The following is a 15,384-nucleotide window of genomic DNA, read 5'->3' as shown; positions in this document are numbered from 1 at the left end:
CAGATTTTTAAACTGCCCCGCGCAAAAGCTCTTCCCCAGCTTTTACTGAATTCACTCAGTAGACAGGTTTTTACAGGTCGTCAACGAAAGCGCGTGTTGTGGTGAAGGGCGGTTCATGTTTCGTGAGTTTGGGGGAAATATATTGTGGAAATTTTCCAAAATGCAGGTTCTTCGCGGCAACTTATGATGTCTGATTATTGTGGGTTGAGTTGCCCAAATCGGCAATATTTGAACTTTACCAATAGTTTGGCAAAGACTTCGCATGTTTGTGCCCAAAAATAATGAAAAAATGCCGAATATACATGTCAACGACTGTTGCGCGTGACCCACAATACTGGCAAATTGCCGCTAAATGTATGGGAGAGTGGAACCATGATAACAAGATGTTTGATCGCAGCGGGTATTTCGCTGGTAATGGGGGCAACGGCCGTTGCTGCGCAGACCTGCGGCGGGGTTTATACGGTAAAGCGTGGTGACTCACTGTCCCTAATTGCAGATTCCCAGTATAAAGACGCTAAGAAATGGTCAGCGATCCATCAGGGAAATATCGCCGCGATTGGCAGCAATCCTGACAGTATTCGCGTTGGGCAAAAACTGCGCCTGACGTGTATTGGGGGGCTTCCACAAGGGTTAGAAGGTGGCACGGTACAAGCGGCGGCAAGTTCGACCGACGACACGGCTGTCGTGACCACATCGTCGAACGCATCTGCGGCGGTTCAAGTTTCTGCACGCGACCGTAAAATCAAATTGGTAACGGCAGATGATTATGCGCCATTTACTGACCGCAAATTGCCCGGGGGTGGTTTGATCACCGAAGTTGTCGACAGTGCGATGAAAGGCAACGCCGAAGTAAAAGATTTCGGCATTTACGTGGTTAACGATTGGTCAGCGCACCTTGACCCGCTTCTGACGGATGCGGTGATGGATTTGGCCTATCCTTGGTACAAACCTGACTGCAAAGCGATGCCAGATAATTGGCGGTGTCAGAACCTCCATTTCTCCGAGCCTATGTTTGAAATTTTGGTTCTGTTGTTCACATCCAAGGAACGCCCACTGGTGTTCAACTCAGATGCGGATATGGAAGGCAAAACACTGTGCCGTCCAAAGGGATTTTTCACGCATGATTTGGAAGGCAACGGTCGCCTTTGGTTGACCAAGGGTTTGGTCAAACTGGAACAACCGATTACGATGGCAGACTGTTTTGAATTGTTGGAAGAGGGTAAAGTTGATGCCGTGGCGATCAACGAATTTTCTGGCAGAACAGCCATGAAAGAATTGAACCTGGAAGACAAAGTTGATGTGGTTCAATCGCGCCCACTGTCCATCGAAGGTTTGCATGTGGTTGTTGGGAAATCCCACCCGCAAGCGGAAGAGATGTTAGAACTAATCAATACGGGTCTCGACGGGTTGAAACGCTCGGGTGATTATCAGCGCATCGTTGATAGCCACATGACTCGAATCTGGGAGAGCTTCTAAGTCGGAAGTCACAACGCAGCCTTCGGGGGAATGCTATGCTGAAACAACTTATTGCGGGGGGAGTGCTGGTCACAGTGGCCGGTGTCGCACAGGCGCAGGAAGATTGCGGACGGACTTATGTCTTGCAAGAAGGTGATACGCTGTTGTCGATTGCGCAAAATTACTATGGTGATCGCAGCAAGTGGTCGGTTGTTTATTACGCAAACGAAGAGGCGTTGGGAGGCAACCTTGTGGACCTTCCGCAAGGTGTGGCGCTGAACGTTCCGTGCATCAACGGTGAAACGCCCGACGATGTCACGACCACCGCAGCAAGTGCAGCCACAGAAACCGAAACGGTTGAAACCACCGAGCCTGCAAAAACTGTGACTGCGTTGCAGGCCGATCCGACGCCATTGCTGCAGGATGATGCAGATATCCGTTTGTTGACGGGATCAAATTACGCGCCGTTCACGCAACAGGATTGGCTGGGGGGTGGTATGTTCACCGAATTGGTGAATGCGTCATTTGAATCGGCCCCAAGCCCGCTGCCCTTTTCGATCACATGGGAAAACGATTGGTCACAGCATCTGTTCCCGCTGTTAGACGAAAAGAAGTTCGATATGGGCTTTCCATGGATCAAACCAGATTGCGCGGCCGATCCGAACAACGAACGTTGTACGAATTTCCATTTCTCGGAGCCTGTGTTTGAGTTTTTGGAGTTGTTGTATGCCAAAGCAGACGCGGATTATGGGTTCTTTGATGACTCAGATATTCACGGCAAATCCCTTTGCCGTCCAGCAGGTTATTTCACCCACGATCTGGAAGAAAACGGTCGTCTTTGGTTGACCAACGATCTGATCGATTTGGTGCGTGCTGACAGCCCTGCTGCCTGTTTTGAGTTATTGGCAGAGGGTAAAGTTGATTTCGTGTCTGCCAACGAATTTCTGGGGCCAAGTACCATTGCGAGCCTAGACATGACAGGTGATGTGAAAGCAATGGAACGGGCGTTGTCCACAACCACGCTGCATGTGGTGATTTCCAAACGTCACTGGCGCGGAACAACCAACATGTATCGGTTCAATGCAGGTCTTGAAGCGTTAAAGAAAACGGCGCGGTATGAACAGATCGTTGATCGTCACTGGCAAGTGTTCCGCGACAGCATCAAGTAATCTGGCGTTACGCCTTTAGGTGGCGGGCGCGTGCGCCCCGTTCAATCGCGGCCCCAGCAAGGCGATCAATGTTCATCTCGTAACGGATTTCTTCCAAGAACCGCAGTTCGCCTTCGCGCAAGCGACCATCAGCGGCAGCCACATCACAGCATAGGGCATATGCGGTTTCGTTGAATTTTTCTGGCAGAGCGCTGCGCACCAGACCGAACAGCGCATCTAGGCCGTCTTCGTCTTCGAGAATATCGAATACGGTCTGAGAGATGATCGTAATGCGATCCGCGTCATAATCCGCGAAAACAGGCAAATGGCCAACCACGCGATCAATGGACAACAGTTCCAATGTACGCACTTGCGTATCGGACACGGATGTGGAGACCATAAGCGCAATTAACGCGTCCTGAAGGTTCCATGGGCTTTCGTTGAGGTCATCTGCGGTCATTGGTGCGGCCTTTGGTGGATATTCGTGCCGATAATATTGACCCTTGGGGGCAGGAGCAATAGGGAGTGCGCTTGAACCAAATGAAAACTGGAATCTATCATGTCCCAACTCCGTGATCTTGCGATGAGCAGCAAAGCCTGGCCTTTTGAAGAAGCCCGCAAGATTTTGAAACGGTATTCAAAGGGTGCGCCTGAAAAGGGTTATGTGCTGTTTGAAACAGGATATGGCCCATCAGGTCTGCCCCATATCGGCACGTTTGGCGAAGTGGCGCGCACGACGATGATCCGTCGCGCGTTTGAGGTGCTTTCAGATATTCCGACGCGATTGATTTGTTTTTCCGATGATCTGGACGGGATGCGCAAGGTTCCAGGCAATGTGCCAAATGCCGAAAGTTTGCAGGCGCATTTACAAAAGCCGCTGACGTCTGTGCCTGATCCGTTTGGCACGCATGACAGTTTTGGTGCGCACAACAACGCGAAATTGAACAGCTTTCTTGATACCTTTGGGTTTGAGTATGAGTTCATTTCGTCCACCGAGTATTATCAGTCAGGCAAGTTTGACGAGGTGCTGCTGCGGGCCTGTGAAAAATACGATGACGTAATGAAGGTGATGTTGAAATCATTGCGCGAAGAACGCCAAGCGACCTATTCCATCTTCCTGCCGATCCATCCTGAAACAGGGCGTGTTTTGTATGTGCCGATGAAGCATGTGGATGGCAAAAACGGGACGATCACGTTTGACGACGAGGATGGCAAAGAATTCACGCTGCCTGTGACGGGCGGCAATGTGAAGCTGCAATGGAAGCCAGATTTTGGGGCCCGCTGGGCTGCGCTCGACGTGGATTTTGAAATGTATGGCAAGGACCATTCCACAAACACGCCGATCTATGATCGGATTTGCGAGATTTTGGGCGGCAAGAAACCGGACCATTTTGTGTATGAGCTGTTCTTGGATGAAGACGGTCACAAGATTTCGAAAACGTCTGGCAATGGTGTTTCGATTGATGAATGGCTGACCTATGCGTCGGCGGAATCCTTGTCGTACTTTATGTATCAAAAGCCAAAAACCGCGAAGCGGATGCATTTCGATGTGATCCCAAAAGCGGTGGATGAATATCACCAACAGTTGCGGGCCTATGCTTCGCAGGATGAAACGCAGCGGTTGAACAACCCTGTGTTCCATATTCATGGGCATAATGTACCCGCCAGCGATATGGTTGTGCCGTTCTCGATGTTGCTGAACCTTGCGTCTGTTTCTTCGGCGGAAACGAAGGATGCCATGTGGGGGTTCATCAACAAATATGCGCCTGAAGCGTCCCCTGAAACGAACCCAGGTCTGGATGATGCAGCGGGATTTGCCGTGCGGTATTACCATGATTTTGTGAAGCCTGCGAAAGTGTTCCGCGCACCCACCGATCAGGAACGCGCGGCGTTGGCAGATTTGGCGGCGGCGTTGAAGGATGTGGATGCGGCTAAGGCCATGATTGACAAAAAGAACGCGGATATGGGCAACGGCGAAGCGCCAATCGAAACGCTGAACATGGCCGATGCGGACGATCTGCAGTCTGTTGTGTTTGCAGTTGGTAAGAACCATGGGTTTGAACCGCTGCGCCATTGGTTCACCGCGATTTACGAGGTTCTGCTGGGTGCATCCCAAGGGCCCCGTTTTGGTGGGTTTATCGCACTTTATGGTGTTGAAGAAACCGTGGCGTTGATCGAAGCAGGTTTGAACGGCGACTTGGGCTAGGGCCTGTTACCACTAACGACATCACCGCAGTTTTAGTCGAATTTTCGTCAGAACAAGGCATCTGACCGCAGGAATAGTGATCTATTTCAAGGGTAGATAACGCAGGTCTGGCGAAAATTCGCGAAACCGCAACGCGGCGCGGTGGATTTTGCCCTGCTTCGCTGCCCGGCAGGGCATGCTTGCATGCCCGAGAGGGGGCGTTATCTGGCGCTGAAAATCGCCAGATTTATGCACGCCAGATGCCTTGTGCAGAGCAAAATCCGTCTCGCGCTGCGGAGATGTCGATAGTGTTAACAGGACCTAATTGCCCAAGTCAGCGGTTTAAACCAGCGAGGATGCAAAACCGAGCGTGCCAGAAATGGCGAGCACCCACAGCAGGTTCATATGGCGGACCAACAGGAGAACACCTGCGACAATTGCCAGCGCCACGACGATTGGGTTGAGGCTGCTGAACGTGGGGACCCACAGGGTGGCGATGCCTGCTTTCGTTTGGGTCACTTCGCCAAAGAATACATGCAGGGCAAACCAAACGGACAGGTTGAGGATCACGCCAACAACGGCTGCGGTGATGGCGTTTAATGCGCCGCGCAGGCGAGGTTGGGCGCTGATCCATTCCACATAGGGTGCGCCTGCAAATATCCATAAAAAGCAGGGGGTGAATGTGACCCAAAGCGTGATGCCCGCTGCCAACAGGGCCGTGCCCCATCCCCCGTTTGCATAGCCTGCAAGAATGCCCACAAATTCTGTTACAAGGATCAAAGGACCGGGGGTGGTTTCTGCTAGGCCAAGGCCATCCATCATTTGCCCAGTGGTCAGCCAGTCTTTGGCTGTGACCACGTCTTGGCCCATATAGGCGAGCACGGCATATGCGCCGCCGAATGTCACCGTGGCAAGTTTGGAAAAGAAATACGCGATTTCGGTGAGGATGGACGCGGGCAGCATTGCATCAAGCACCAAAATCGGCAGCCACCAAATGGCGAGCCACAAAAGGATGGTGCGGATGGTTTTGCCAATCGGTTGGCCCTTGGACAGGGTTTCAACGTCCTCTGGCGGGGAGGACGTGAGCAAACCAAACACACCTGCGGCCAAGATGATCAGGGGAAACGGCAGGTTGAGGAAAAAGATGGCAACGAAGGCGGTGGCTGCAAGAAGCCAATGGGCCATGCTGTGCAGAGCCTTTTTTGAAACGCGTAACAGGGCTTCGATCACGATGATGACAACGGTGGCTTTAATGCCAAGGAAAATTGCCTCGGCTGCGGGCAGTTGGCCGAATGTGATGTAGAGGAATGCCAGAGCCAAAATGACAAATGCGCCTGGCAAAACAAACAAAAGGCCCGCGATCAGCCCCCCAAGGGTTCCGTGCAATCGCCAACCTGCGAAGGTGGCGAGCTGCATGGCCTCTGGTCCTGGCAGCAACATGCAAAAGCTGAGCGCGTTGAGGAAGTGGCGCTCGGACATCCATTTGCGGGTTTCGACCACCTCTTTGTGCATCAGGGCGATTTGGCCTGCAGGGCCGCCAAACGACAGAAAGCCGATTTTGGCCCAAACTTTGGTGGCGTCAGTTAGGGTTGGTTGGCTCATGCGGTTTCGTCCCAAATGTGGGTTTCTTTGGTGGCATCCCGCGCCCAACGATACAGCGCATCATATAGGAGAAGGCCCTGTTCCAGCTGTTCCAAATCATCGCGGTACATGCGCGACAGACCAAGGGACAGCGCCAACAACCCTGCGGCTTCAGGCGCGGTGGACAGTGTGTCCGTATCGGCGGCGCGGATGATACGGGCCATATGGTCAAGGGCGGGGATCGATAGATCGAAACCTTTCAAAAACGCATCAAACGTGCAGGCGTCACCGCTGTGTGTCCAATCGCAATCTGGCACATCAAAGGCGGTGGCATTGAATTTTTCAGCCACATTCAAAACCTGAGAAGGGCTGACAAACAGAAAGCGGGCAGTTGGATCGATAAAGCGGCGGATCAACCAAGGGCAGGCGATGCGGTCAATTTTGGGCCGATGCCGCGTGACCCAGAGGCTGTTTGTTGGGGCGGGTTGGATCAACGGAAGGTTCGCATCGGCCCATGCCACATGACCCCCTTGAAGGAATTCACAGGCCACGCCCAGATTGCGCAGGATCGCAGCAAAACCTTGGCTGAGTTTGAGACCTTTGTGGCAGGAAACGACCGCGCGACGGTCGCCGATCATAGCCGCAGCAGCATCGGAATCGTTGAAATCCCACCGCAGGGCGGTTGGGATCATGCGCGGATCTTCGGCAAAATCTGCGTCAATGCGCACGTCGATAATGACGGGGCAATCGGGTGTGCCGATCAGACGATTGAGTTGGGATTGTGTGATTTCGTTTGGGGCAGGCATAGAGCATCCTTCCTTGGTTAAGGTATGTGGATGCGAAACTCTGGCTGCCGCCTCACGGGGCTTTCGCGCTCCCCTTGAATGGGTTGTAGCAAAGCGGTGGGACGGGTCAAGAGGTTTGACGAGCGATGAAACAAGCCTAGGTTTAAAGGGGTATTGGAGGAAAACATCATGAAAATTCTAAGCAGCGTTTTTGCACTGGCCTTGATGGCCATGCCTTTGCAGGCTCAAGAGGACGAGATTAAATCGGTTATCACGGGGCAAATTCAATCGTTTATGAAAGATGATTTCCAAACTGCGTTCAGCTATGCCGCGCCCAATATTAAACAGATTTTTCAAACACCTGAACGGTTTGCGCAAATGGTTGTGAACGGCTATCCGATGGTGCATCGCCCAGCCGAAGTGACGTTCCAAGAATTGGTGGAAACGGATGGGGCATATACCCAAGATGTGCTGCTGCGCGATGTTAAAGGTTTGTATTACGTGGCGCGTTACACGTTGGTGAATGTCGCTGGGGACTGGCAGATCAGTGGCGTCAGCATTCTGCAAACAGCTGGTGTCGGGGCGTAATCCCCACAAAATTTTCATCAGATAGGGCGCTGCGTGCGCCCTTTTTCATGCGCAAGTGGCAGCTGTGCCGAACGGTCCTGTCATCCAGCGTTAAACCTTGTTCCTTATTTCCTTTCGCGATGGTGCGCTGAGCTTTCAGCCTCGCCGAACGAACCAACCCGCGTGACGTTTAGCGCGTGGTTTGCTGTGGGGCTTTGGCCCGAATGCTTTGAAAGGACATTGAATGAACAAGGCACTTACCGATGGGCTCCAGTTGATGCCACCAGCCTTTGCGCTTGGGCTTGATGTGTGGTCGAGCGAGGATGGAACGCCTGGATCAGACACATACGACGGGGCGAGCAATGCCACGTTGATCGCGGCGGATGCAGATTTTGGCGGGTGTTTGGAATTGCTGAAAACGTCGAACACGCAAAAGCTGCGGTATACGGGCAATACGCCGATGATACCGGGATGTTATTGGCAAATTCGCGCACGGATTAAGGCGGTTGCTGGGCCACTGCCATCGGTGCGCATTGCCGCATGGGCGGGGGACAGCGGGGGCAATCACGTCACGGGTTTGGATGAAACAGGGGCATCAATCGCACTGGAAAATTACGGTGAGGTGATCGAAGTGTCCGCCATTGTCGGGTCTGGTGGCCGTGGCGGTGTGGACATGGTTTGGGGGCAAGACCCCGTTTTTGGACATTTCGGCATTGATTTGACTGGGGTGAACAACGGGATCGTTCGCATAGATGACATCATCATCGAAGATGTGACAAACATTTATACATCGTCAAAATTGGATGTGGTGGATGTAACCGATTATGGCGCGATTGGGGATGGGAGTACCAACAACGTGGCCGCTTTCGAAGCAGCAGATGCCGCAGCAAACGGGCGCACGGTTTTGGTGCCTGACGGGGTGTTTCAGCTGAATAGCACCGTCACCATTGCATCGGAAATTCGGTTTCATGGTACGGTCTCAATGCCAGCGGCTGCGCAACTGCAATTGCTGCAAAATTTCGATTATCCAACGTATTTTACAGCGTTTGGAAATGAACAACTGGCCTTGGAAAAGGGTTTGCAAGCCTTGTTGAATTTTTCCGATCATGAATCGCTGGATATGAAAGGGCGCACCGTGAGCCTGACCAGCCCGATTGACGTTCAGGCGGTGGTTGGAAATCGCAACACATTTTCATCGCGGCGCGTTCTGCGCAACGGTCGGATTGAGGCCGCATCAAGCCCAGCGTGGAATGACGTAGAGGTCACACGCACCGCCACATATGATCCCAACAATCCGTTTAACCTGTCGGGCATTTCAAACGTCAGCGGGGTGCAGCCTGGATCATTGGTGCAGGGCACGGGTGTTGGCCGCGAGGTCTATGTGCGGTCTGTCAACGCCAGCACAGGTGAATTGACGCTCAGCCGTCAACTGTATGGCGCACCTGCAAACCAAACCTATACGTTCACGCGGTTCCAGTATTTGTTGGATTTTTCGGGTTTCAATTACTTGGGCCGCTTCTCGCTCGACAGTATTGATTTTGCCTGTAACGGGCGATCCAGCGGTGTGATGATTGCCGATGACGGGCTAATTTTCCACGTGCGAGATTGTTTCTTTACCACACCAAAAGATCGCGGCCTGACCTCTGCGGGGCATGGGTGTGCGGGGATGCTGTTGGATCGCAACCAATGGCTGTCGAACGAGCAGGAAATTTCGGTCAGCCAGCGCACAACCATCGGGTTTAACGCCAACTGCAATGATGTGAAGGTGCGCAACAACCGCGCGTTGCGGTTTCTGCATTGGGGGGTGATCAGCGGCGGCGGGGCGTTGATTACGGGCAACCACTTTTTCCAAGATGACAACACAGGCGGGAATATTCGGTCGTCGGGTTTGATCATCGCGCAGAACCATCCAAAGCTGTCGTTCGTGGGCAACTATGTGGACAATTGTACGATTGAATGGACCAACGAACACGATGCAACGCCCAATATTATCACGGGGTTTTCGTTTGGTGGGATGACGATCACGGGCAACCATTTCACGTCTGCTGGGTCTGCATCATGGTTCCGTTGGATTTCGATCAAGCCCCATGGCACAGGGCATTTCATTAACGGGCTGAACATCAGTGGTAATGTATTTAAAGCGTTTTCGGGCCCAAACCTTGGGCGTGTGGAAAGCGTAGACAGTTCCATCGCACCCTTGTTGCCTGATAAGTTTCGCAACATCACAGTGATCGGCAACACGTTTACAGGGGTTGATGAACACATGATGAACCCTGTCACACTGGAAGTGAGCCGCACCACAGTTGGGGCGGGCTGGCGCACGGGGATCGGCAATTACATGCCCTTTGATGCCAAGGCCCGATATGTGGTGGCGGCGATGCCAGATGGGCAAATGCTCAGCAGTTCCAATACACCTGTTTACACACAGCCTTATTTCGAAGGGGGTGTTGGGCCAGGAGGGCAGAGTTTTGATCTGAAATGGTCACAACCCCTGAAAGGCAAAGTGCGCGTGACGGTGCGCTGTGATGATCCAGACTAGAGGATGGTGTTGGGGCAGCTGTTAAAGCTGCCCTAAAACTTTTTGCGTTTACTTTTGCCGCGTACAACGGTTGTGCCTGCCCGCCCTGCGGTGCTGCGCCCGCTGGCTTTTTTGGCGTCTTCTGCGGCGGCGGCAACGGCGGATTGTCGTGCCAGTGGATCGTCTGAAATGGTGAGTTCCACCGCTTCCAAACGTTTCACCTCGTCGCGCAGGCGTGCGGCCTCTTCAAACTCGAGGTTCTCGGCTGCTTTCAACATGTCTTTGCGCATGGCATCCAAGTGGGTTTGCAGGTTTTCCCCGATCATCGGTTTGTCGACCTTGGCGGTGACGCGGGATTGATCCGTGTCCCCTTCGTAAAGGCCCGCAAGTACGTCTTCGACGTTCTTTCTTACGGTTTCTGGGGTGATACCGTGCTTTTCGTTATAGGCCTGTTGCTTTTCACGGCGTCGGTTGGTTTCGCCAATAGCCCGTTCCATAGACCCTGTGATGCGGTCAGCATACATGATCACGCGGCCATCTGCGTTTCGCGCGGCCCGCCCAATGGTTTGCACGAGCGAGGTTTCAGAGCGTAAGAAGCCTTCTTTATCTGCATCCAAAATGGCCACCAGCTTACATTCAGGGATGTCCAACCCTTCGCGCAAGAGGTTGATCCCGATCAGCACATCAAAGGCGCCGAGCCGCAGATCGCGCAGGATTTCGATGCGTTCCAATGTGTCGATATCAGAGTGCATGTAGCGCACGCGGATGCCCTGTTCGTGCATGTATTCGGTCAGGTCTTCGGACATGCGTTTGGTCAGGGTTGTGACCAGTACGCGCCCGCCGCCTTCGGCCACGCTGCGCACTTCGTCCAGCAGATCATCCACCTGTGTTTCCACGGGGTGGATTTCCACGGGCGGATCAAGGAGGCCCGTTGGGCGAATGATTTGTTCGGCAAATACGCCGCCTGATTGTTCCAGTTCCCATTTTTGTGGGGTGGCCGAGACAAACACGGATTGGGGTCGCATGGCGTCCCACTCTTCGAATTTCAGCGGACGGTTGTCCATGCAGGATGGCAGGCGAAATCCGTGTTCGGCCAGTGTGAATTTGCGCCGATAGTCGCCTTTGTACATGCCGCCAATTTGGGGGACAGACACGTGGGATTCATCCGCAAACACGATGGCATTGTCTGGAATGTATTCGAACAATGTGGGCGGCGGTTCCCCTGGGGCGCGGCCCGTCAGATAGCGGGAATAGTTTTCGATACCGTTACAAACGCCTGTGGCCTCTAGCATTTCCAGATCGAAATTTGTGCGCTGTTCTAACCGCTGCGCTTCGAGCAGTTTGCCCTCGTCTTCGAGCTGTTTGAGGCGAATGCCCAGCTCTGCTTTGATACCTTTAAGTGCTTGGTTCATGGTGGGGCGCGGCGTCACATAGTGGCTGTTGGCGTAAACGCGGACCTTATCAAGGGTTGCGTGTTTTTCACCCGTCAGCGTGTCAAATTCGACGATGCTTTCCAATTCCTCGCCAAAAAACGAAAACCGCCAGCCGCGATCTTCCATGTGGGCGGGCCAGATTTCAACGCTGTCCCCGCGCACGCGGAACGAGCCGCGCACGAACGCGTTGTCGTTGCGTTTGTATTGCAAAGCCACCAGATCAGTCATCACGCCGCGTTGGTTGTATTCCTGACCCGCGATCAGGTCGATGGTCATGGCAGTGTAGGTTTCAACCGAGCCGATGCCGTAAATACACGACACAGAGGCGACGATGATCACGTCGTCCCGTTCCATCAATGCGCGGGTGGCCGAATGGCGCATCCGATCAATCTGTTCGTTGATCTGGCTTTCTTTTTCAATGAACGTGTCAGAGCGCGCCACATAGGCTTCTGGTTGGTAGTAATCATAAAAGCTGACGAAATATTCGACAGCGTTGTCTGGGAAGAAAGATTTGAACTCCCCATAAAGCTGGGCGGCGAGCGTTTTATTTGGGGCTAAGATGATGGCGGGGCGCTGCGTTTCTTCGATCACTTTGGCCATGGTAAATGTTTTACCCGTGCCCGTTGCCCCCAACAAAACTTGGTTCTGTTCGCCGTCATTGATCCCGCCGCACAGCTCTTTAATCGCAGTGGGCTGATCCCCTGCAGGCGAAAACTCTGTATGCAGCACAATGGGTTTGCCACCTTCGAGTTTCGGGCGCTCATCCAAAGTTGGGGTGTTTAAAATGGGCTGCTGCATGGGCTCCATGGTGATTCCTTTGCACCGCGTGCGTTTCGCTGTCCGCTTTAACATGAATGTCTTGGTGCGGTGTTCAACCCTTGTGGCACAGATTTATGTGCCTCGCCATAAACAGCGAGTATTTAGACGTATTCTGCTGACCTAGGCTGTCAGTGGCTGGACGATTATTTGGCTGAAAAGGGAAACGTTAATCTTTTGTTCATTCAGTAATCCGAAAGTCCCATCAAGGTGACGATCCATCGTCGTAATAATCACAAATTCAGGGGCCGAGCAGTAAATGGTAAATAAAGTCCTGAAATCAAGGGTAGAGTATATTGTTAATCGCGCAACTTTTACGCAATTTGTGATTGCCTTGATTGGGCAGCGATGCCTATAGTGATCTTGCAAGCAGCAAGACTGGTTACTGATCGGGTGCATATCACCCACCCCACCCCTCGCTCCCATGCGTTCGGTCAGTAACCACATTTCCCCAAAATCCAGGTTTCGTCGGCCATGCAGATGCTTGCGCCTGACACAGAATTTTGATTTTGTCCTAACGGCAATGAACGCCCTGTGCAGATTACGTGGCAGATTGGGGCTTTGGGGACTTTTGGTATGCGTTTCACGACTTTTTGGGCGGCACTTGCCGTCATTCTAACTCTTTTTGCGGTGCAGCCTGTGTCTGCCCAGACACTTATACCAACTTCAGGCGGAGGAGAGTCCTCGGCAACGGATCCCGTTGATGCAGCCGACCTGACGCCTGAAGATGTGCGCGATATGGTTTCACGAATGTCTGATGCAGACGTGCGCAACATGTTGCTGGAACGTTTGGATGCCGTTGCCAAAAAAGAAGAAGAGGTTGCCAGCGAAACATCCGTTTTGGATTTCTTAATGGCGGCGGCCAACGGGACATGGACTGCCGTATATGAAGCCATCGTGCGATTGCCGATTTTGATTTCGAGCCAAGCCACCAGTTTTAGCAATTTCTACAACACTTTAGGTGGGATGGGGATTTTACAACTGCTCGGATCCATCCTGTTAGGGTTGGCAGTGGGCCTTGTTGCAGAAAAGCTGGTGAATTGGCTGACACGAAATTGGCATACGCAAACCATCGGCGATGATGCGACGCTGTTTGAATCGCTGAAATTTCTGAGCTTTCGACTGTTAAAACAAATCTATGGCCTGATTGCATTCTTTGCGGTGGCGCGACTGGTTACGACCAATTTGATTACGCCAGATATGGCGCAGTTTGCCCAAGTGATCGTGTTTAACGTTGTTGCTTTGCCGCGTTTGGCCTTGGCACTGGGGCGGTTCCTATTGGCGCCAGAACGTCCAGAACACCGATTGATTGCCACCGATGATTGGACTGCGAAATACCTGTACCGCAACCAGTTTGGTTTGTTCCTTTTGATGGGCCTGTCCACGGGGATTGTGGAGTTTAATGCGCTGAACGATGTGCCCATGGGCACGTCGCGACTTGGTTTTTGGCTCAACCTGTCAGTCCATATTTACATCATTGTTGTGGCCTGGCGGGCATGGGATGGGTTGGTCACTATGGCCCGAGGGCGTGATGACGTTACCCCATTCGAAGACAAGTTGGCGAAATTCTATCCCGTTTATCTGATCGGTCTGTCCGTGTTTACATGGTTGCTGATTAACGTGATTGTCAGCTTTGGGATGTTTGAAGTGCTGGCCACTGCGCCGCATTACAAAATGATGTTTCTGCTGGCGTTTGGCCCGACTTTTGACACCGCCGTTCGAGCCTTGGTCCGTCATCTGGTGCCACCAATGCAAGGCGAAGGCTTTGTGGCGGAACGGGCCTATGTTTCAACGAAACGCAGCTATATCCGCATTGGGCGCGTTGTGGTTTTTGCCATTATCATTGTCATCATCGCAGAGGTGTGGGGCATTGATTTGAGCAATCTTGCAGCCGCTGGTGTCGGAGTTCAGGTGGCGGGCCGCATGATCGAAATCCTGATGGTGATTGCTGTTGGCTATCTGGTTTGGGAATTGGTGTCGCTGTGGATCAACCGCAAATTGGCCGCGGAGCAAACGGCGTTGGGCATTGATTTGAACGACGAAGAACCGGGCGGTGGAGAAGGCGGCGGGGCAGGGGGATCACGCCTGTCCACTGTTTTGCCGTTGGTCCTTGGCATTGCGAAATTTGCCATTGCCGCGATTTTTGGCCTAATTGCGCTGGGCAACATCGGTATTGATATCACGCCGTTGTTGGCGGGTGCTGGTATCATCGGTTTGGCCGTTGGTTTCGGTGCGCAAAAGCTGGTGGCAGATATCGTGTCTGGCATGTTCTTCCTGATCGACGATGCCTTTCGCACAGGCGAATATGTCGAAGTTGAAGGCACCATGGGAACGGTTGAGAAAATCTCTATCCGTTCCATGCAGTTGCGCCATCACCGTGGGTTGGTTCACACCATTCCTTATGGGGAAATTCCAAAGCTCACGAATTTCAGCCGTGATTGGGTGATCATGAAGCTGATGTTCACTGTACCGTTCGATACGGACCCCAATAAGGTGAAAAAGATCTTTAAAAAGATCGGCAATGAAATGATGGCCGAAGACGCATGGAAGGATGATTTCCTGCAGCCATTCAAATCCCAAGGGGTGTTTGGATTCGATGATGTTGGCATGGTGATGCGCGGTAAGTTCATGGCCAAACCAGGCCGACAGTTTATGGCGCGTAAAGAAATCTATAACCGTGTGAAGGCCGAATTTGATGCCGCCGGCATTGATTTTGCCCGTCGCGAAGTGCGCGTGGCGATACCTGGGCTCGATTCTGCGGATGCGTTAAGTGCTGAACAGAAAACCGCGATTGAGGCCGCTGCGACCGAAGTTGCGGCACAAGAGCAGGAGAAACTTGACCAAGCCGCAAAGGACGGACAGAAAAAATAGACTTTTCGGTCTTTTTATGGTCTCA

General features: G+C 52.6%; 10 protein-coding genes. 6 read left to right on the top strand and 4 right to left on the bottom strand.

Annotation, left to right across the window (positions count from 1 at the left end; genetic code table 11):
* The first annotated feature begins 372 nt into the window (after positions 1-372).
* Both QBD29_RS15005 and QBD29_RS15000 read left to right on the top strand, forming a co-directional pair.
* Positions 373-1,476: a transporter substrate-binding domain-containing protein gene (locus QBD29_RS15005; protein WP_280098894.1), complete on the top strand. Its 1,104-nt coding sequence runs from the start codon at positions 373-375 to the stop codon at positions 1,474-1,476.
* Between the two features lie 35 nt (positions 1,477-1,511).
* Positions 1,512-2,624, top strand: a complete 1,113-nt coding sequence (locus tag QBD29_RS15000) for a transporter substrate-binding domain-containing protein (RefSeq protein WP_280098893.1) — start codon at positions 1,512-1,514, stop codon at positions 2,622-2,624.
* 7 nt (positions 2,625-2,631) lie between these two features.
* Here QBD29_RS15000 and QBD29_RS14995 read toward each other — a convergent pair whose 3' ends face one another.
* The gene (locus QBD29_RS14995; protein ID WP_280098892.1) at positions 2,632-3,063 is read right to left on the bottom strand and encodes a tellurite resistance TerB family protein; all 432 of its coding nucleotides are present in this window, start codon (positions 3,061-3,063) and stop codon (positions 2,632-2,634) included.
* 99 nt (positions 3,064-3,162) lie between these two features.
* Between QBD29_RS14995 and QBD29_RS14990 the strand changes: the two genes are divergently transcribed.
* Positions 3,163-4,809, top strand: a complete 1,647-nt coding sequence (locus QBD29_RS14990; RefSeq protein WP_280098891.1) for a lysine--tRNA ligase — start codon at positions 3,163-3,165, stop codon at positions 4,807-4,809.
* Positions 4,810-5,130: 321 nt separating this feature from the next.
* On the opposite strand, the gene chrA is transcribed toward QBD29_RS14990, so the two are convergent.
* Together chrA and QBD29_RS14980 are read right to left on the bottom strand one after the other, a co-directional pair.
* A complete protein-coding gene (gene chrA / locus QBD29_RS14985; RefSeq protein WP_280098890.1) occupies positions 5,131-6,390 on the bottom strand; it encodes a chromate efflux transporter in 1,260 nt (419 codons plus the stop codon).
* Positions 6,387-7,175 carry a chromate resistance protein ChrB domain-containing protein gene (locus tag QBD29_RS14980; RefSeq protein WP_280098889.1) on the bottom strand — a complete coding sequence of 263 codons (789 nt, stop codon included), beginning with the start codon at positions 7,173-7,175 and terminating at the stop codon, positions 6,387-6,389. The genes chrA and QBD29_RS14980 overlap by 4 nt, the downstream gene beginning before the upstream one ends.
* 168 nt (positions 7,176-7,343) lie before the next feature.
* On the opposite strand from QBD29_RS14980, the gene QBD29_RS14975 reads away from it, so the two are divergent.
* Both QBD29_RS14975 and QBD29_RS14970 read left to right on the top strand, forming a co-directional pair.
* Positions 7,344-7,742, top strand: coding sequence for a DUF4864 domain-containing protein (locus QBD29_RS14975; RefSeq protein WP_280098888.1), 399 nt, complete (start codon positions 7,344-7,346; stop codon positions 7,740-7,742).
* A 223-nt stretch (positions 7,743-7,965) separates the two neighbouring features.
* Complete coding sequence (locus tag QBD29_RS14970; RefSeq protein WP_280098887.1) at positions 7,966-10,260, top strand: glycosyl hydrolase family 28-related protein; 2,295 nt, start codon at positions 7,966-7,968, stop codon at positions 10,258-10,260.
* Positions 10,261-10,292: 32 nt separating this feature from the next.
* On the opposite strand, the gene uvrB is transcribed toward QBD29_RS14970, so the two are convergent.
* Positions 10,293-12,470: an excinuclease ABC subunit UvrB gene (gene uvrB / locus QBD29_RS14965; protein ID WP_280098886.1), complete on the bottom strand. Its 2,178-nt coding sequence runs from the start codon at positions 12,468-12,470 to the stop codon at positions 10,293-10,295.
* Between the two features lie 594 nt (positions 12,471-13,064).
* On the opposite strand from uvrB, the gene QBD29_RS14960 reads away from it, so the two are divergent.
* Positions 13,065-15,359 (top strand): mechanosensitive ion channel family protein, encoded by a 2,295-nt coding sequence (locus QBD29_RS14960; RefSeq protein ID WP_280098885.1) that lies wholly within the window; start codon positions 13,065-13,067, stop codon positions 15,357-15,359.
* Positions 15,360-15,384: the final 25 nt, after the last annotated feature.

Source organism: Amylibacter sp. IMCC11727, assembly GCF_029854195.1.
GTDB lineage: Bacteria > Pseudomonadota > Alphaproteobacteria > Rhodobacterales > Rhodobacteraceae > Amylibacter.
The sequence above is the reverse complement of the archived record's forward strand: the minus strand, read 5'-3'. Positions and strand labels throughout refer to the sequence as shown.